The sequence below is a fragment of the Streptomyces sp. NPDC093546 genome, assembly GCF_044765045.1.
GTDB lineage: Bacteria > Actinomycetota > Actinomycetes > Streptomycetales > Streptomycetaceae > Streptomyces.
Genome location: NZ_JBIWJG010000005.1, coordinates 285,680 through 302,331, shown reverse-complemented (window position 1 = coordinate 302,331; position 16,652 = coordinate 285,680). Strand labels below are relative to the sequence as shown.

15 protein-coding genes and 2 tRNA genes are annotated in these 16,652 nt (G+C 70.3%); 6 read left to right on the top strand and 11 right to left on the bottom strand.

The features are described from left to right. Positions 1-68 precede the first annotated feature (68 nt). From clpX to ACIRNI_RS13960, 5 genes are all read right to left on the bottom strand, one after another. Entirely contained in the window at positions 69-1,352 is a 1,284-nt protein-coding gene (gene clpX / locus ACIRNI_RS13980; RefSeq protein WP_355360976.1) for an ATP-dependent Clp protease ATP-binding subunit ClpX, read from the bottom strand. Between the two features lie 136 nt (positions 1,353-1,488). Further along, positions 1,489-2,163 (bottom strand): ATP-dependent Clp protease proteolytic subunit, encoded by a 675-nt coding sequence (locus ACIRNI_RS13975; RefSeq protein ID WP_031070475.1) that lies wholly within the window; start codon positions 2,161-2,163, stop codon positions 1,489-1,491. Between the two features lie 66 nt (positions 2,164-2,229). Then, positions 2,230-2,847: an ATP-dependent Clp protease proteolytic subunit gene (locus ACIRNI_RS13970; protein ID WP_403551310.1), complete on the bottom strand. Its 618-nt coding sequence runs from the start codon at positions 2,845-2,847 to the stop codon at positions 2,230-2,232. Between the two features lie 251 nt (positions 2,848-3,098). After that, on the bottom strand, positions 3,099-4,490 hold the full coding sequence (gene tig / locus ACIRNI_RS13965; RefSeq protein ID WP_403551308.1) for a trigger factor: 1,392 nt from the start codon (positions 4,488-4,490) through the stop codon (positions 3,099-3,101). 186 nt (positions 4,491-4,676) lie between these two features. Continuing rightward, positions 4,677-4,753, bottom strand: a tRNA-Pro gene (locus ACIRNI_RS13960). 129 nt (positions 4,754-4,882) lie between these two features. Here ACIRNI_RS13960 and ACIRNI_RS13955 point away from each other — a divergent pair. Further along, a tRNA-Gly gene (locus tag ACIRNI_RS13955) sits at positions 4,883-4,956 on the top strand. A 103-nt stretch (positions 4,957-5,059) separates the two neighbouring features. Here ACIRNI_RS13955 and ACIRNI_RS13950 read toward each other — a convergent pair. Continuing rightward, on the bottom strand, positions 5,060-5,254 hold the full coding sequence (locus tag ACIRNI_RS13950) for a hypothetical protein (protein ID WP_355360967.1): 195 nt from the start codon (positions 5,252-5,254) through the stop codon (positions 5,060-5,062). Between the two features lie 390 nt (positions 5,255-5,644). Between ACIRNI_RS13950 and ACIRNI_RS13945 the strand changes: the two genes are divergently transcribed. After that, positions 5,645-6,826, top strand: a complete 1,182-nt coding sequence (locus tag ACIRNI_RS13945) for an acyltransferase family protein (protein ID WP_403551306.1) — start codon at positions 5,645-5,647, stop codon at positions 6,824-6,826. Here the strand turns inward: ACIRNI_RS13945 and ACIRNI_RS13940 are convergent. Together ACIRNI_RS13940 and ACIRNI_RS13935 are read right to left on the bottom strand one after the other, a co-directional pair. After that, a complete protein-coding gene (locus tag ACIRNI_RS13940; protein ID WP_403551622.1) occupies positions 6,813-7,253 on the bottom strand; it encodes an HD domain-containing protein in 441 nt (146 codons plus the stop codon). The two genes, ACIRNI_RS13945 and ACIRNI_RS13940, sit on opposite strands and share 14 nt — an antisense overlap. Positions 7,254-7,266: 13 nt before the next feature. Beyond that, entirely contained in the window at positions 7,267-8,412 is a 1,146-nt protein-coding gene (locus ACIRNI_RS13935) for a PP2C family protein-serine/threonine phosphatase (protein WP_403551304.1), read from the bottom strand. Between the two features lie 106 nt (positions 8,413-8,518). Here ACIRNI_RS13935 and ACIRNI_RS13930 point away from each other — a divergent pair, with 106 nt between their 5' ends. Further along, positions 8,519-9,748 carry a GNAT family N-acetyltransferase gene (locus ACIRNI_RS13930; RefSeq protein ID WP_403551303.1) on the top strand — a complete coding sequence of 410 codons (1,230 nt, stop codon included), beginning with the start codon at positions 8,519-8,521 and terminating at the stop codon, positions 9,746-9,748. Here ACIRNI_RS13930 and ACIRNI_RS13925 read toward each other — a convergent pair. Both ACIRNI_RS13925 and ACIRNI_RS13920 read right to left on the bottom strand, forming a co-directional pair. Beyond that, positions 9,736-10,551: an Fpg/Nei family DNA glycosylase gene (locus ACIRNI_RS13925; protein WP_403551301.1), complete on the bottom strand. Its 816-nt coding sequence runs from the start codon at positions 10,549-10,551 to the stop codon at positions 9,736-9,738. The two genes, ACIRNI_RS13930 and ACIRNI_RS13925, sit on opposite strands and share 13 nt — an antisense overlap. A 67-nt stretch (positions 10,552-10,618) precedes the next feature. After that, positions 10,619-11,107, bottom strand: coding sequence for a ribose-5-phosphate isomerase (locus ACIRNI_RS13920; protein ID WP_355360952.1), 489 nt, complete (start codon positions 11,105-11,107; stop codon positions 10,619-10,621). Positions 11,108-11,268: 161 nt separating this feature from the next. Between ACIRNI_RS13920 and ACIRNI_RS13915 the strand changes: the two genes are divergently transcribed. Beyond that, on the top strand, positions 11,269-12,714 hold the full coding sequence (locus ACIRNI_RS13915; RefSeq protein ID WP_403551299.1) for an amino acid permease: 1,446 nt from the start codon (positions 11,269-11,271) through the stop codon (positions 12,712-12,714). A gap of 87 nt (positions 12,715-12,801) precedes the next feature. On the opposite strand, the gene ACIRNI_RS13910 is transcribed toward ACIRNI_RS13915, so the two are convergent. Continuing rightward, positions 12,802-13,389, bottom strand: a complete 588-nt coding sequence (locus ACIRNI_RS13910) for a biotin transporter BioY (RefSeq protein ID WP_403551297.1) — start codon at positions 13,387-13,389, stop codon at positions 12,802-12,804. 259 nt (positions 13,390-13,648) lie between these two features. Here ACIRNI_RS13910 and ACIRNI_RS13905 point away from each other — a divergent pair, with 259 nt between their 5' ends. Further along, a complete protein-coding gene (locus ACIRNI_RS13905) occupies positions 13,649-15,049 on the top strand; it encodes an amino acid permease (RefSeq protein WP_403551295.1) in 1,401 nt (466 codons plus the stop codon). A gap of 136 nt (positions 15,050-15,185) precedes the next feature. After that, on the top strand, positions 15,186-16,643 hold the full coding sequence (locus tag ACIRNI_RS13900; protein WP_403551293.1) for an amino acid permease: 1,458 nt from the start codon (positions 15,186-15,188) through the stop codon (positions 16,641-16,643). Positions 16,644-16,652 lie beyond the last annotated feature (9 nt).

Sequence of the window (16,652 nt, the reverse complement as noted above, 5' to 3'; positions counted from 1 at the left end):
GAAAGGGGCCCGCCCGGTTCGGTGAACCGGGCGGGCCCCTTCGCTGTGGCGCGTCGCGCCGGGCTGCGTTACGCCGACTTCTCGTGGCGGCCCTGGTCCTTGACGACCCTCGGGACGAGCGTCGGGTTGACGTTGTTGTGGACCACGTCCGCCGTGATGACGACGCGGGCCACGTCCTTGCGGGACGGGACCTCGTACATCACGGACATCAGGACCTCTTCCATGATGGCGCGCAGGCCGCGGGCGCCCGTGCCGCGGAGGATGGCCTGGTCGGCGATGGCCTCCAGGGCGGGGCGGTCGAAGTCCAGCTCCACGCCGTCGAGTTCGAAGAGGCGCTGGTACTGCTTCACCAGGGCGTTGCGCGGCTCGACGAGGATCTTCAGCAGGGCCTCGCGGTCGAGGTTGTGGACCGAGGTGATGACCGGGAGGCGGCCGATGAACTCGGGGATCATGCCGAACTTGACCAGGTCCTCCGGCATGACCTCCTGGAACTGGTCGCTGGCCTCGATCTCGCGCTTGGAGCGGATCGTCGCGCCGAAGCCGATGCCCTTGGCGCCCGCCCGCGACTCGATGATCTTCTCCAGGCCGGCGAAGGCACCGCCCACGATGAACAGGACGTTCGTCGTGTCGATCTGGATGAACTCCTGGTGCGGGTGCTTGCGGCCGCCCTGCGGCGGCACGGAGGCCGTGGTGCCTTCCAGGATCTTCAGGAGGGCCTGCTGCACGCCCTCGCCGGACACATCGCGCGTGATGGACGGGTTTTCGCTCTTACGGGCGACCTTGTCGATCTCGTCGATGTAGATGATGCCCGTCTCGGCCTTCTTGACGTCGTAGTCGGCGGCCTGGATGAGCTTCAGCAGGATGTTCTCGACGTCCTCGCCGACGTACCCGGCCTCCGTGAGCGCCGTCGCGTCGGCGATGGCGAACGGGACGTTGAGCATCCGGGCGAGGGTCTGGGCCAGGAGGGTCTTGCCGGAGCCCGTGGGGCCCAGCAACAGGATGTTGGACTTGGCGAGTTCGATCGCGTCGTCCCGGCCCTGCGCGCCGCCGTTCTCGCCGGCCTGGACGCGCTTGTAGTGGTTGTACACCGCGACGGAGAGGGCCTTCTTCGCGGGCTCCTGCCCGACGACGTACCCCTCCAGGAACTCGTAGATCTCGCGCGGCTTGGGGAGTTCCTCCCACCGCACCTCGGAGGTCTCTGCGAGCTCCTCCTCGATGATCTCGTTGCAGAGGTCGATGCACTCGTCGCAGATGTACACACCGGGGCCTGCGATGAGCTTCTTCACCTGCTTCTGGCTCTTTCCGCAGAACGAGCACTTGAGCAGGTCGCCGCCATCACCGATGCGTGCCACGAGGTGCTTCCCCTTCGCCTGGGAGCGGCTTGGTTCAGCCTGCTCCTGGTGCCTCATATCCGACGGTACCTTGCCGGGCCCCCCGTACGGGCCCCCCTTGGCACGGTTCACACCGCGCCAAGGGGAGGTTGGTCCGTCAGGCAGCCGCCGCGGCGGTGCTCTTACGGGTCGAGACGATCTGGTCCACGAGGCCGTACGCCAGGGCGTCCTCGGCGGTGAGGATCTTGTCGCGCTCGATGTCGTCGCGGATCTTCTCGATCGGCTGGGTGGAGTGCTTCGCCAGCATCTCCTCCAGCTGGGTGCGCATGCGCAGGATCTCGTTGGCCGCGATCTCCAGGTCGGAGAGCTGCTCGCGGCCGGTGCCGCCGGACGGCTGGTGGATCAGCACGCGGGCGTTCGGCAGGGCCATGCGCTTGCCGGGCGTACCGGCGGCGAGCAGGACGGCCGCGGCGGAGGCCGCCTGGCCCATGCAGACCGTCTGGATGTCCGGCTTCACGAACTGCATCGTGTCGTAGATGGCCGTCAGCGCGGTGAAGGAGCCACCGGGGCTGTTGATGTAGATGGAGATGTCCCGGTCCGGGTCCATCGACTCCAGGCACAGCAGCTGCGCCATGACGTCGTTGGCGGAGGCGTCGTCGATCTGCACGCCGAGGAAGATCACGCGCTCCTCGAAGAGCTTCGCGTACGGGTCGTACTCGCGCACGCCCTGGGAGGTGCGCTCGACGAAGCGGGGGACGACGTACCGGTTGTCCACCTGCGGGCCGGTGTAGAGGCCGCTCGCGGAGAAGTTGCTCATGTGGGTGTTCACCATCCTGGTGGCGTTCGGCGGGCTGGGAGGCGGGGGGCTGGGGCGGTACGGCGCGGCTGCTCGGGCAGCTCAGGCGCCGGTGCCGCCACCACCCGGAACGCCCGCGGCGGCGGACATGATGTCGTCGATCAGGCCGTACTCCTTGGCCTCCGTCGCGGTGAACCAGCGGTCGCGGTCGCCGTCGCGGATGATCGTCTCCACGGTCTGGCCGGAGTGGTGCGCGGTGATCTCGGCCATGCGCCTCTTCGTACGGAGGAGGTACTCGGCCTGGATCTTGATGTCCGAGGCGGTGCCGCCGATGCCGGCGGAGCCCTGGTGCATCAGGATGTCGGTGTTGGGAAGCGCGAAGCGCTTGCCGGCGGAGCCGCCGGTGAGGAGGAACTGGCCCATGGAGGCCGCCATGCCCATACCGATGGTGACGACGTCGTTGGGGATGTACTGCATGGTGTCGTAGATCGCCATGCCGGCCGTCACCGAGCCACCCGGGCTGTTGATGTACAGGTAGATGTCCTTGTCCGGGTCGGCGGCAAGGAGCAGCATCTGCGAGGTGATCTTGTTGGCGATGTCGTCGTCCACCGCCTGGCCGAGGAAGATGATCCGCTCGCCGAGCAGCCGGTTGTAGACATGGTCGCCGAGGCCGCCACCGATGGACGGCTCACCCGCGGCGTAAGGCTTCAGATTCGTCACGTATCCACCTGCTCGTCTCTGACGGCTCCGGCGGCCGTCTCAGCGTCTTCGTACTGGGGCGGGTATCCCCCTGCCCTCGTATTCATGGACCCTAACGCGCAGGTGGGACAACACCATCCCGCTTCCCGAACTGTTCGCTGGGAGCGCAAGGTCCGGGGGCTGCCCGGGGGGCCGTACGGCGACGGGCCCGACCGCACGCGGGGTGCGGGCCGGGCCCGTCGGACGTTCTGCTGGACCGGTCAGGGTGAGGCTCAGGCCTCGGACTTGCCCTCGGCGGCCTCGTCCTCGGACGCCTCGGCGGCGGCCTCGGCGGCCTCCTCGGTCTCGTCCTCGTCGTCACCGAGGTCGACCGTCTCACCGTTGGTGTCGACGACCTTGGCGGCCTCGACGACGGCCGCGAGGGCCTTGCCGCGGGCGACCTCGCCGACCAGCATCGGGACCTGGCCACCCTCGACGACGGCCTTGGCGAACTGGTCGGGGCTCATGCCGGAGGAGGCGGCACGGCGCATCAGGTGCTCGGTCAGCTCGTCCTGGTTGACGTTGAGCTTCTCGCGGGAGACGAGCTCGTCGAGGATGAACTGGGTCTTGATGCCCTTGACCGCCTGCTCGCGCGTCTCCGCGTCGAACTCCTCGGCGGTCTTGCCCTGGAGCTCCAGGTACTTGTCGATGGTCAGACCCATCTGACCGAGCTGGTGGTGCTCGAGGTTGTGCTTGCGGGTGTTGACCTCGTCCTCGAGGAGCTTCTCGGGGATCGGGACCTCGACCAGCTTCAGCAGCTCGTCGAGGACGCGCTCCTGGGCCTGGGTGGCCTGGTCGTACTGCTTCATGTTCTCGAGGCGCTTGCGGCTGTCGGCCTTCAGCTCGTCGAGGGTGTCGAACTCGGACGCCATCTGGGCGAAGTCGTCGTCGAGCTCGGGGAGCTCACGGGCGGCGACCTGGGTGACCTTGACGGTGACCTCGGCCTCCTTGCCCTCGGCGGAGCCGCCCTTCAGCGTGGAGGTGAAGGTGGCCTCGCCGCCGGCCTCCAGGCCGGTGACGGCCTCGTCGATGCCCTCGAGGAGCTCGCCGGAGCCGATGGTGTACTGCACGCCGCTGGCGACGCCGTCCGGGAGGACCTCGCCGTCGACCTTGGCCTCGAGGTCGATCGTCACGACGTCGCCCTCGGCGGCGGCGCGCTCGACCGGGGAGGTGGAGGCGAAGCGCTCGCGCAGCTGCTCCACGGACTTCTCGACGTCCTCGTCGCTGACCTCGACGGCGTCGACGGTGACCTCGATGCCGGAGTAGTCCGGGATCTCGATCGCCGGGCGGATGTCGACCTCGGCGGTGAAGGCCAGCAGCTCGCCGTCCTTCAGCTCCGTGATGTCGACGTCCGGCTGGCCCAGCGGGTTGACGTCGGCCTCGTTGATGGCCTCCGTGTAGAGCTTCGGGAGGGCGTCGTTGACGGCCTCCTCCAGCACCGCACCCCGGCCGAACCGCTGGTCGATCACCCGGGCCGGGATCTTGCCCTTGCGGAAGCCCTTGACCGTGACCTGCTGGTTGATCTTCTTGTACGCCGCGTCGAGGCTGGCCTTGAGCTCCTCGAAGGGCACCTCGACAGTGAGCCGAACCCGAGTCGGGTTCAGGGTCTCCACGGCGCTCTTCACGGTTCGGTCTCCTTGGTGACTGATTCTTGGTTTCTGCCGGGGCGCTCGGTCGGGCGGCCCGGCTGATCGGCCCGGTCACAGAGACACACGGGCACGCAGCTTGCATAGTAACCGCAAGCGGGATGGGGCCCACAATGTGATCTTGGTTCCGCGGTACGCCACGGCGGCGGGAGCGCGGGAGAGGAATGGTCGGGGTGGCGGGATTTGAACCCACGGCCTTCCGCTCCCAAAGCGGACGCGCTACCAAGCTGCGCCACACCCCGTCGGTGCGACACGTAGGGTACATGGCCGCGGGCGGTGCGTCGGCATGATTCGGGTGCGTGCGGCGACCGGCCCGGACCCGCTACGATGCTCTTCGTGCCGCGGCCCACGCGACCTGCGGTGCACGGCTTGCGGGCGTAGCTCAATGGTAGAGCCCTAGTCTTCCAAACTAGCTACGCGGGTTCGATTCCCGTCGCCCGCTCCACGGCCTCCGGCCCGGCTCGGTGAACCTTCCCGAGCCGGGCCGGAGGCGTTTTCGCGTGCGCCCGCGTGCCCGCGTGCCGCGCGCTCACCCGCACGGCCGCCGGTCAGAAGCGGATCTGGTTGATGGAGGACGCTATCGAGTCCAGGAACTTCTGGATCGACGGCGCCATCCCGGTGGAGGCGAGGAAGAAGCCGAAGAGCGCTGCGACGATCGCGGGCCCGGCTTTGATCGAGCCGCTGCGGATCATCACCACGAGGATGATCGCCAACAGCAGCACCACGGACAGTGAAATGGCCACACTGATCACAACCCTCGGTCGGTCGGTCTCCGCTTGCCGGCCGGGGGCGGGCAGCCCGGCGCACCCCCGTTCGGCTCATCGTGCCAGCAACCTTGCCCGGATCCCGACCCCCTGACGCATCGTCGGCGGACCGAACCGCCGGGCCGTCGCGCGCTCTGAAAAAAGTACTGCTCATTCGAGGTGATGGTTTCGCCTCGCACACAGGGTGGTCACAGGAAATTCGCAGCGTGTCCGAGTGGTAATTCTTCGTCAAAAATAGCGTAACGATATGCACCATTTAAGAGGGATTAATTGGGGCATATCGCACGGTTGACGGTCGTGTCGGCTGCGAATGGACGCGCCTTCCCGAGCGTTTTACGGATACGCCGGAGCGCTACTAAGGTGCCTGAGATGTTCCACGCTCCGCAGGGAAATCAAAGGGCCCCGCTCCCCTCGGCCCGAGAGGCACCGCAAGCACGGGAGGAACCCCAGGCACCGGAGGCCCGGACCGAGGCACGGGCCGCGGCACGGACCGTCGACAGACCCGCTCGGACGGGTGAGACGGGCGAGAAGGGTGCCGGGCGCGACCCCTGGTTCGACAACGCCAAGTACCTGGCGATCGTGCTCGTGGCCGTGGCACACGCGTGGGAGCCCGTCATGGAGGGCAGCCGCGCGACCCGGGCCCTCTACATGCTCGTGTACACCTTCCACATGCCGGCCTTCATCCTCATCTCCGGCTACTTCTCCCGCAGCTTCACCGCCAAGCCGCACCAGATGAAGCGGCTGGTCACCGGGATCGCCGTGCCGTACCTCGTCTTCGAGGTCGCGTACACGCTCTTCAGGCGCTGGGCCGGCGACCCCGCGCAGGTCTTCAGCCTGACCGACCCCTTCTACCTGACCTGGTTCCTGATCGCGCTGTTCGTCTGGCGGCTGTCCGCGCCCCTGTGGCGCACCCTGCGCCATCCCCTGCCGGTCGCGCTGGTGATCGCCGCCCTCGCCTCGCTGACGCCCGACATCAGCGACGACCTGGACCTCCAGCGCATCCTGCAGTTCCTGCCGTTCTTCGTCCTGGGCCTGATCCTGAAGCCCGAGCACTTCCGGCTGGTGCGGCGCCGGGCGGTGCGGCTGGCGGCGCTCCCGCTGGCCGCGGGCGCTCTGGTGTTCGCGTACTGGGTGGCGCCGCGGGTGCGGATGGGCTGGTTCTACCGCGCCACCAGCGCCCCGGAGCTGGGGTACGCCTGGTGGACCGGGCCCCTGATGACGCTGGGCCTGTTCGCCTGCGCGCTGCTGCTGACGGTGGCGTTCCTGGCGTGGGTGCCGGGCCGGCGGACCTGGTTCAGCGTGCTGGGCGCCGGCACCATCTGCGGCTATCTGCTGCACGGCTTCCTGGTGAAGTCCCTCGACTACTTCGAGGTCGTCCCGGCGCACCCCTGGCTCAAGGAGCCGGCGGGCCTGGTCGGGGTCACCCTGGCGGCCGCGGCGGCCGTCACCCTGATGTGCACGCCGCCGGTGCGGCGCGTCCTGCGGTGCGTGACGGAGCCGAAGATGGAGTGGGCGTTCAGGAAGGAGCCCGGGGAGCTCAGGAAGGGCTGATCCCCAGCAGCGCGCGCATCGTCGCGTACTTCGCGGTCAGCCGGGCCCGGGTCGCCTCGTCCAGTACGGCGAGGCGGTCCGGGTCCGCGTTGTGTGCGAGGTCGGCCTCCTTGACCAGGCGGGCGCCCGGCACGGCGAGGACACGGGCGGCGTACGCGGCGAGGTCCTCGCCGGGCCGCTTGGTGAGGGCCAGGACCATGTCCTTGACCTCCCGGGGCAGCGCGGCGGCCGCGAGCCACTCCTCGGACAGCTTGTCGTCCTCCACCGCGTCGTGCAGCCACGCGGCCGCCGTCTGGGCCTCGTCGCCGCCTCGGGCGCGTACCCCGTCCGCCACCGCCCGGAGGTGCTCGGCGTAGGGGCGGCCCGCCTTGTCGGTCTGGCCGGCGTGGGCCTCGCGGGCGAGCGCCTCGATCTCCTCCAGCGTCAGCACGTGAACCTCCCTACGCTTCGCGCGTGATCAGCAGCAGCGCCCGGTCGTCGTTGACGTCCTTGGCGCACGCCTCGATGAGGTGCCAGGCGGCGCCCTCGAAGCCCGAGGCGACATAGCGGTCCGCCTCGCCCGTCAGGCGGTCGATGCCCTCGGCGATGTCCCGGTCCGCCGCCTCGACCAGGCCGTCGGTGAAGAGCATGAGCACGTCGCCGGGGCGCAGCGAGCCCTTGGCCGGATGGAACTCGGCACCGTCGTACACGCCCAGCAGCGGGCCCTCGCCCGTCTTCTCCTCCCAGCGGCCGCTGCCCGCGTGCAGCTGCAGCGCCGGCAGGTGCCCGGCCGACAGCAGTTCGTAGTCGCCGGAGTCCAGGTCCAGTACGAGGTGGATGGAGGTCGCGAAGCCCTCCTGCCAGTCCTGGCGCAGCAGGTAGCCGTTGGCGGCCGGGAGGAAGCCGTGCGGCGGCAGCGAGCCGAGCAGGCCGCCGAAGGCGCCCGACAGCAGCAGGGCGCGCGAGCCCGCGTCCATGCCCTTGCCGGACACGTCGGTGAGGACGACCTCCAGGGTGCGGCCACCGTGGGTGCGGGCCGCGACGACGAAGTCGCCGGAGAAGGACTGGCCGCCGGCCGGGCGCAGCGCCATCTCGTGGTGCCAGCCCTTGGGCAGCTCGGGCAGGGCGCTCTGCACCCGGATGCGTTCGCGCAGGTCGAACAGCATCGTGCCGCCGCGCCGCCAGGGCACGCCGACGCGGGCGCGGAACTGCGCCAGCAGCAGCCCGAACAGGCCGCACGCGGCGACCACCAGCACCGTGCCGGGGGTGACGCGGGCGGCGCCCTCGGTGTACGGGCCGAGGGCCAGCGATTCGATGATCAGGGCCGCGGCGGAGGCCGCGTACAGGCCGAGCAGGCTCGCGGGGCGCAGCAGCAGGCCGCCGGCGACGATCGGCAGGACGAGCGCCGCCGGTGCGGCCCACACGGGGTTGGCGATGGTGAAGAGCGTGATCGCGGGGACGGTGAGCAGCAGGCCCGCGAAGGCGATCCAGTCGGAGCCGTCGCCGCGGAAGTAGTCGACGGCGGATTTGCGCAGGGCGATGCGGGCCCGGCGCGTCGACTTCCGCATCCGGGCCAGGTACGCGTCCACTCGTGCGCTACGGGCCATTGGCCTGGACCCTATCCATCCGGTCGGCCCGCGTGCAGGGGGACCCCTATGACAATGCGTTCGAAATTGGGTCGCCCCGGGCAGGCCGTCCTGCTAGGCATGGCATATGACGATGGAATTACGGGTGCTCCGCCCGGACGAATGGGACCGCTGGTACGGACAGCTGGAGCTGGCCTTCGGGGGCGTGCCGGAGGCCCCGGAGGAGCGTGAGCTGTGGCAGGCGCTCACCGAGTACGAGCGCTCTCTCGGGGTGTGGGAGGGCGACACGTGCGTCGGTACGGCGGGGGCGTTCACCTTCCGGCTCACGGTGCCGGGCGGGGCGGCGGTGCCGACGGCGGGCGTGACCATGGTGAGCGTGGCCCCGACGCACCGCAGGCAGGGCGTGCTGACGTCGATGATGCGGCGCCAGCTCGACGACGTACGCGCCTGGGGGGAGCCGCTCGCGGTCCTGACGGCGTCGGAGCCGGCGATCTACGGCCGGTTCGGGTACGGCTGCGCCACCCGGCAGCTGCGCGCGGAGATCGACACCGAACGGGTGCGGCTGTCCCTCCCGCCCGGTACGGATGACGTAGCGCTACGGCTCGCCGCGCCCGCGGACGTCAGCGCCGAGTGCGAGGCGGTCTACGCCCGGCTGGTCCCGGAGCGGCCCGGGATGCTCGCCCGCCGGCCCGGCTGGGAGCGGCTGCCGCTGCTGGACCCGCCCGGCGAGCGGGAGGGCGCCTCGCCGCTGCGGTGCGTGCTGGCGGAGCGGGACGGCGAGGCCGTCGGCTACGCGCTCTACGCCACCAAGCCCGAGTGGCGCGCCTCCGTGCCCGACGGCACGGTGCAGCTGCGGGACATCGGGGCGCTGGACCCGGCCGCGTACGGCGCGCTGTGGCGGTACCTGTTCTCCCTCGACCTGATGTCGACGCTCACGGTGGTGGACCGCCCGGTGGACGACACCTGGCAGTACCTCGTCTCCGACGTCCGGCGCTGCGGGACGCGGGTGCGCGACGGTCTGTACGTACGCCTGGTGGAGCTCGGCGCGGCCCTGGAGGCGCGCACCTACCAGGCGCCCGTGGACGTGGTGCTGGAGGTGGAGGACGCCTTCTGTCCCTGGAACGCGGGCCGCTGGCGGCTGTCCGGCGACGCCAAGGGGGCCGTCTGCTCCCGTACGCGCGACACTCCGGACCTCGCCCTGTCGGTGCGGGAGCTGGGCGCGGCGTACCTGGGCGGCGAGTCCCTGGCGTCGCTTGCCGCCGCCGGGCGCGTACGGGAACTGCGGCGCGGCGCGCTGGCGGAGGCGTCCGCGGCCTTCGGCTCGGCCGTCGCGCCCTGGCTGCCTCACGGCTTCTGACAGCCGGGGCACCAGAAGAGGTTGCGGGCGGCGAGATCGGCGGTGCGGATCTCGCCGCCGCAGACGTGGCAGGGCAGGTGGGCCCGGCGGTAGACGTACACCTCGCCGCCGTGGTCGTCGACGCGCGGCGGCCGGCCCATCGCCTCGGGCGTGTGCTCGGGCCGTACGGTGTCGATGCGGTTGTTCCGCACGCCCTCGCGCATCAGCGCCACGAGGTCGTCCCAGATCGCGTTCCACTCGCCCTCGGTGAGGTCCTTGCCGGGGCGGTACGGGTCGATGCCGTGCCGGAAGAGCACCTCGGCGCGGTAGACGTTGCCGACGCCCGCGATGACCTTCTGGTCCATGAGCAGCGCGGCGATGGTGGTGCGGCTCCTGGAGATGCGGCGCCACGCCTTGGCGGGGTCGTCGCCGTCCCGGAGCGGGTCGGGGCCGAGGCGCTCGTGTATCGCCCGCTTGTCGGGCTCGGTGATCAGGGCGCAGGCGGTGGGGCCGCGGAGGTCGGCGTAGTGCTCGCCGTTGACCAGGCGCAGGCGGACGGTGTCGGTGGGCGGGGGCGCGGGGGTGGTGCCGAAGCCGAGCTTGCCGAAGAGGCCGAGGTGGATGTGGACCCAGTCGGTGCCGTCCTCGTCGAAGCCGAGGAACAGGTGCTTGCCGTGGGCGTCGGCGGTGGTGAGGACGCGGCGGTCGAGGAGGGCCGCGCTGTCGGAGAACTTGCCCTGGGGGCTGGACACGCGGACCGCGCGGCCGCCGAAGCGGGCGAGGTGGTCCTGCGCGAGGCGGTGGATGGTGTGCCCCTCGGGCATGCGGTTCTCCTCTCGGGCGCAGGGGAAGAGGCCCCGTCCTTGCGGAGGGGCCTCTCGCGTGCCGCGGTCAGTCCTGCTGGGGGTGGTGCGCCGGGATCGGGGGGAGGTCGCCGGTGGTCTCGTAGGCCGAGAGCATCTCGATGCGGCGCGTGTGGCGCTCCTCGCCCGAGTACGGGGTGGTGAGGAAGGTCTCCACGAACTTCGTGGACTCCTCCAGGGAGTGCATGCGGCCGCCGATGGCGACGACGTTGGCGTTGTTGTGCTCGCGGCCCAGCGCGGCCGTCTGCTCGCTCCAGGCGAGGGCGGCCCGGACGCCCTTGACCTTGTTCGCGGCGATCTGCTCGCCGTTGCCGGAGCCGCCGATCACGATGCCGAGGCTCTCGGGGTCCGCGGCGGTCTTCTCCGCGGCGCGGAGGCAGAACGGCGGGTAGTCGTCCTGGGCGTCGTAGATGTGGGGACCGCAGTCGACGGGCTCGTGGCCGTGGGCCTTGAGCCACTCGACGAGGTGGTTCTTGAGTTCGAAGCCGGCATGGTCGGAACCGAGGTACACGCGCATGCGTCCGAGTGTGGCACGGGCCCGGCCCCGGTCCGGTCAGGGGGCCCCTCGGGGTGCCGCAGGGTCACGATCCGGAGTCGGGGTCTTTCGGCCCTCGCGGGTCCCGTGTTTGCATGCTCGGGCTCGTAACCCGAGTACCGCACAGACGTAAGGAATCGTCCATGACGACGCAGCCGACCCTGCCGAAGGAAGGCGAAGCGACCGGAGACCCCGGTGTTTCGCAGCCCTCCGACGGTCTCAAGGCCGGACTCAAGAACCGCCACCTGTCCATGATCGCCATCGGTGGAGTGATCGGCGCCGGCCTCTTCGTGGGGTCCGGTTCCGGTATCGCCGCCGCCGGACCGGCCATCCTGCTGTCGTACGCCCTCGTGGGCGCGATGGTCGTGTTCGTGATGCGGATGCTCGGTGAGATGGCCGCCGCCCGGCCGACGTCCGGCTCCTTCTCCGCCTACGCGGACCAGGCGCTCGGCCGCTGGGCCGGCTTCACGATCGGCTGGCTGTACTGGTTCTTCTGGGTCGTGGTGCTGGCCGTGGAGGCCACCGCGGGCGCCCAGATCCTGGAGCACTGGATTCCGGCCGTCCCGCAGTGGGGCTGGGCGCTGATCGTGATGGTCGTGCTGACCGCGACGAACCTCGCCTCGGTCTCCTCGTACGGCGAGTTCGAGTTCTGGTTCGCCGGGATCAAGGTCGTGGCGATCGCCGCCTTCGTGGTGGTCGGCCTGCTCGCCGTCTTCGGTCTGCTGCCGGGCTCGGACAACCCGGGCGCGGGCTTCGCGCACCTGACGGACACCGGGGGCTTCTTCCCGATGGGCGCCGGGGCGGTGCTCACGGGTGTGCTGATGGTCGTCTTCTCGTTCATGGGAAGCGAGATCGTGACCCTCGCCGCGGGCGAGTCGGAGGACCCGCAGCGGGCCGTCACCAAGGCGACGAACAGCGTGATCTGGCGGATCGCCGTCTTCTACCTGGGCTCCATCTTCGTCGTCCTGACGCTGCTGCCGTGGAACGACAAGTCCATCGTGGACAAGGGCTCCTACGTCGCCGCGCTGAACTCGATCGGCATCCCCAACGCGGGCACGGTCATGGAGGTCATCGTCCTCACCGCCGTGCTGTCGTGCCTCAACTCGGGCCTGTACACGGCTTCCCGGATGGCGTTCTCGCTGGGGCAGCGCGGTGAGGCGCCCCGGGCGTTCGCGCGGACCAACGAGCGGGGCGTGCCGCGGGCCGCGATCCTGTCGTCGGTGCTGTTCGGCTTCGTGGCCGTCTTCTTCAACTACAAGTGGCCCGACACCGTCTTCGCCTTCCTGCTGAACTCCTCCGGCGCGGTGGCCCTCTTCGTGTGGCTGGTCATCTGCATCACCCAGCTGCGGATGCGCGGGATCATCCTGCGCGAGACGCCCGAGAAGCTCGTCGTCCGGATGTGGCTGTTCCCGTACCTGACGTGGGCGACGATCGCGATGATCACGTTCGTGCTGGGCTACATGCTCTACAAGGGCGGGGACGCGCGTGAGCAGGTCGTCCTGTCGCTGGCCGTGGCCGCGGTCGTCCTGGTGATCGCGTTCGTGCGCGACGCGATCCGGCGCCAGCGCCGGGAGCGGGTACAGCGGTAGGGACAGCAGTAGGGGCACACGAAAGGCTCTCCGTACCCGAGCGGTACGGAGAGCCTTTTCGTTTTCGTACGGTCGGCGGCCGCCGCCTCAGCCCTTGCGGCCGATCAGCTTCCACGCCGTCGGCAGCGCGCCCATCGCCAGCGCCGCCTTCAGCGCGTCGCCGATGAGGAACGGCACCAGGCCCTTCGCCACGGCCGCGGACAGCGTCATGCCGGTCGCGAGCGCCAGGTACGGCACGCCGACGGCGTAGATGATCAGGGACCCGAGCGCCATCGTGCCCGCCATGCGCGCCATGGAGCGGTCGGCCCCGCGCCGGGCCAGGGCGCCGACGACGGTCGAGGCGAGCAGCATGCCGAGCACGTAGCCGAAGGACGGCATGGCGTACCCGGAGGTGGCCTGGGCGAACCACGGCACGCCCGCCACGCCGGCGACGACGTACAGCGCCAGGGAGAGGAAGCCGCGGCGGGCGCCGAGCGCGGTGCCGACGAGCAGCGCGGCGAAGGTCTGGCCGGAGATCGGGACCGGGGAGCCGTAGACGGGCACGGATATCTGGGCGGCGATACCGGTGAGCGCGGCGCCGCCGACGACGAGCGCGATGTCACGGGTACGGCTGGAGGGCAGCAGGTCGGCCAGGACCGTACCGGTGCGGATGGTGGGGGCGGCGGCAGTGCTCATCGGGGGCTCCGCGGGGTGAGGGCAGGTGAGGACAGGCTGACGCTAGCCCAGGAGTGAACGAGCGATCACCGTCAGCCGATGACAAAGCGCCGACCGAGCGCTTGGTGGGGTTCACACAAAGGGGGCCGCTCACACCTCGCTCGGCGTGACGCTTGTCACGAGGAGCTCCTGACGGACCGTCCTTTTTGCGCCAGACACGCCCCAGCGGGAAGACTGTGGGCTCCCGCCAAACAGCACCCCTTGCGAGAGTACGAGCGCCATGCACGACGCCCCTCCGGCCGCCCCGTCGGCCCCGCTTGCCCCGGAGCCCGAGCCCCTCGCGCACGGGTTGAAGCAGCGGCACCTGACGATGCTCGGCCTGGGCGGGGTGATCGGCGCCGGCCTGTTCGTCGGCTCGGGGGCCGGGATCGCGGTCGCCGGGCCCGGGATCGTGCTGTCGTACGTGATCGCGGGCGCGCTGGCGATGCTGATCATGCGGATGCTCGGCGAGATGTCGGCGGCGATGCCCGCCTCGGGGGCCTTCTCGGTGCACGCGGAGCGGGCGCTGGGCCGCTGGGCGGGGTTCAGCGTCGGCTGGCTGTACTGGTTCCTGCTGGTGGTGGTGCTGGCGGTGGAGGCGTCGGGCGCGGCGCGGATCGCGCACGGCTGGGTGCCGGGCGTACCGCAGTGGACGTGGGTGCTGGTCTTCATGGTGGTGTTCACGGCCGCCAACCTGACGGCGGTGAAGAACTTCGGCGAGTTCGAGTTCTGGTTCGCCGCGCTGAAGGTCGGCGCGATCGTGCTCTTCCTGGCGCTGGGGGTGGCGGCGATCGCCGGCTGGCTGCCCGACACCGACCCCGTGGGGATGGCGAACCTGACCGGGCAGGGCGGGTTCCTGCCGGCCGGCTGGGACGGGGTGGTGTCCGGGGTGCTGGCGGTGGTCTTCGCCTTCGGCGGCCTGGAGGTCGTGACGATCGCCGCCGCCGAGTCCGAGGACCCGGCGCGCAATGTGGCGCGCGCGGTGCGCAGCGCCGTGTGGCGGATCCTCTTCTTCTACGTCGGCTCGATGCTGGTCGTGGTGACGCTGCTGCCGTGGACGTCGATGGAGCCGGGCCGGAGCCCGTACGTCGCGGTGCTGGACGCGATCGGGGTGCCGTCGGCCGGGCAGATCATGAACGTCGTGGTCTTCGTGGCCCTGCTGTCGGCGCTCAACGCCAACCTGTACGGGTCCTCGCGGATGGTGTTCTCGCTGGCGGAGCGCGGCGAGGCGCCGAAGGGGCTGCTGGCGGTGTCACGCGGGGGTGTGCCGCGGCGGGCGGTGCTGGCGTCGGTGGCGTTCGGCTTCGTCTCCGTCCTGCTCAATCTCAAGTGGCCGGATTCGGTCTTCCTCTACATGCTCAACGCGGTCGGCGCGGTGCTGCTGTTCGTGTGGAGCCTGATCGCGGTGTCGCAGCTGCGGCTGCGGCGGCGCATCGAGCGCGAGGCGCCGGAGACGCTGTCCCTCCGCATGTGGGGGTTCCCGTGGCTGACGTACGCGGCGCTGGCCGCGATGGCGGCGGTCGTGGCGCTGATGCTGGCCGACGAGGGGACGCGGCCTCAGGTGCTGTGGTCGGGCGGGGCGACGGCGGCTGTCTTGATGGTGGCGGGTGTGCGGGAGTGGCGGACGCGCCGCCGATTGTGAATAATCGGTGTTCATTCCTTCACATTGTGTGAGCACGGTGTCCGTATAGCGGTCCGCTGTTCCCTGTAAGCGGTGCGCCCCCACAGACTGTGGGCCACACGCAGCCCCCCGTCTCAGCTACGAACAGGGCACACCCATGTCTCGGACCCCCGCGCCCTCATCCGCCGACTCGGCCCCCGCCGAGTCGACGCCTGTCGGCACCCCGACGCCGGTCGTCGACGTACCGCTCGCCAGCGGACTCAAGCAGCGGCATCTGTCGATGATCGCCCTCGGCGGCGTCATCGGCGCCGGCCTCTTCGTCGGCTCCGGCACCGCCATCGCCGCCGCCGGCCCGTCGATCATTCTCGCGTACGCGATATCCGGCGCGCTCGTCATGCTCGTGATGCGCATGCTGGGCGAGATGGCGGCGGCCAACCCGGCGTCCGGCTCCTTCTCCGTGCACGCCGAGCGCGCCATCGGACCGTGGGCGGGCTTCACCGCGGGCTGGTCCTTCTGGTTCCTGCTCTGCGTGGCCGTCGGCCTGGAGGCCATGGGCGCCTCGCAGATCATGACCGGCTGGTTCCCGGACACCCCGGAGTGGATCTGGGTCGCGCTCTTCATGGTGGTGTTCTGCGGGACGAACCTCGCGGCCGTGAAGAACTTCGGCGAGTTCGAGTTCTGGTTCGCCGCGCTCAAGGTCGGCGCCATCGTGCTCTTCCTGGTCATCGGCGTGCTCGCCATCCTGGGCCTCCTGCCCGGCACGGACGCCCCCGGCGCGAGCAACCTCACCGGCCACGGCGGCTTCATGCCGAACGGCTCCGAGGGGCTGATCGTCGGCCTGCTCGCCTCCGTCTTCGCGTACGGCGGCCTGGAGACGGTCACGATCGCCGCGGCCGAGTCCGAGAACCCCGTGCAGGGCGTCGCGAAGGCCGTCCGTACGGCCATGTGGCGGATCGCCATCTTCTACGTCGGCTCGATGGCCGTCGTCGTCACGCTGCTGCCCTGGACGCACAAGTCGGTCGCCGAGAAGGGCCCGTACGTCGCCACGCTGGAGCACCTGGGCATCCCGGCCGCCGAGCAGACCATGAACGTCGTCGTGCTGATCGCCCTGCTCTCGGCGATGAACGCCAACATCTACGGCGCCTCCCGCATGGCGAACTCCCTGGTCGCCCGCGGCTGGGGTCCGAAGCTGCTCGGGAAGCTCTCCGGCGGTGTGCCGCGCGTCGCCGTCCTGGCGTCGTCGGTCATCGGCTTCGTCTGCGTGCTGCTCAGCTACTGGAGCCCGGACAAGCTCTTCGGCTGGCTCCTCAACACCATCGGCGCGATCATCCTGGTGGTCTGGTTCTTCATCGCGGTCTCGCAGCTGCTGCTGCGCCGCCGGCTGGAGCGGGAGGCACCCGAGAAGCTGGTCGTGAAGATGTGGGCGTACCCGTACCTGACGTACGTGGCGCTGGTCGGCATGGCGGCGGTCTTCGTCCTGATGGCCCGCGACGAGGGCACGCGGGAGCAGCTGTACTTCACGGGCGGGCTGACGCTGACGCTCGCGGTGATCGGCTACATCCTCCAGACGACCCGCAAGGAGTCGGCGGAGGCGAAGGCCCCCGAGAAGGTCTGACCCAGCCTG

Coding starts and splice junctions, on each gene's coding strand:
- ACIRNI_RS13975 (WP_031070475.1), bottom strand. CDS start 2,163: ATGGTGAACACCCACATGAGCAACTTCTCCGCGAGCGGCCTCTACACC.
- ACIRNI_RS13945 (WP_403551306.1), top strand. CDS start 5,645: ATGTTCCACGCTCCGCAGGGAAATCAAAGGGCCCCGCTCCCCTCGGCC.
- ACIRNI_RS13935 (WP_403551304.1), bottom strand. CDS start 8,412: ATGGCCCGTAGCGCACGAGTGGACGCGTACCTGGCCCGGATGCGGAAG.
- ACIRNI_RS13930 (WP_403551303.1), top strand. CDS start 8,519: ATGACGATGGAATTACGGGTGCTCCGCCCGGACGAATGGGACCGCTGG.
- ACIRNI_RS13925 (WP_403551301.1), bottom strand. CDS start 10,551: ATGCCCGAGGGGCACACCATCCACCGCCTCGCGCAGGACCACCTCGCC.
- ACIRNI_RS13920 (WP_355360952.1), bottom strand. CDS start 11,107: ATGCGCGTGTACCTCGGTTCCGACCATGCCGGCTTCGAACTCAAGAAC.
- ACIRNI_RS13915 (WP_403551299.1), top strand. CDS start 11,269: ATGACGACGCAGCCGACCCTGCCGAAGGAAGGCGAAGCGACCGGAGAC.
- ACIRNI_RS13910 (WP_403551297.1), bottom strand. CDS start 13,389: ATGAGCACTGCCGCCGCCCCCACCATCCGCACCGGTACGGTCCTGGCC.
- ACIRNI_RS13905 (WP_403551295.1), top strand. CDS start 13,649: ATGCACGACGCCCCTCCGGCCGCCCCGTCGGCCCCGCTTGCCCCGGAG.
- ACIRNI_RS13900 (WP_403551293.1), top strand. CDS start 15,186: ATGTCTCGGACCCCCGCGCCCTCATCCGCCGACTCGGCCCCCGCCGAG.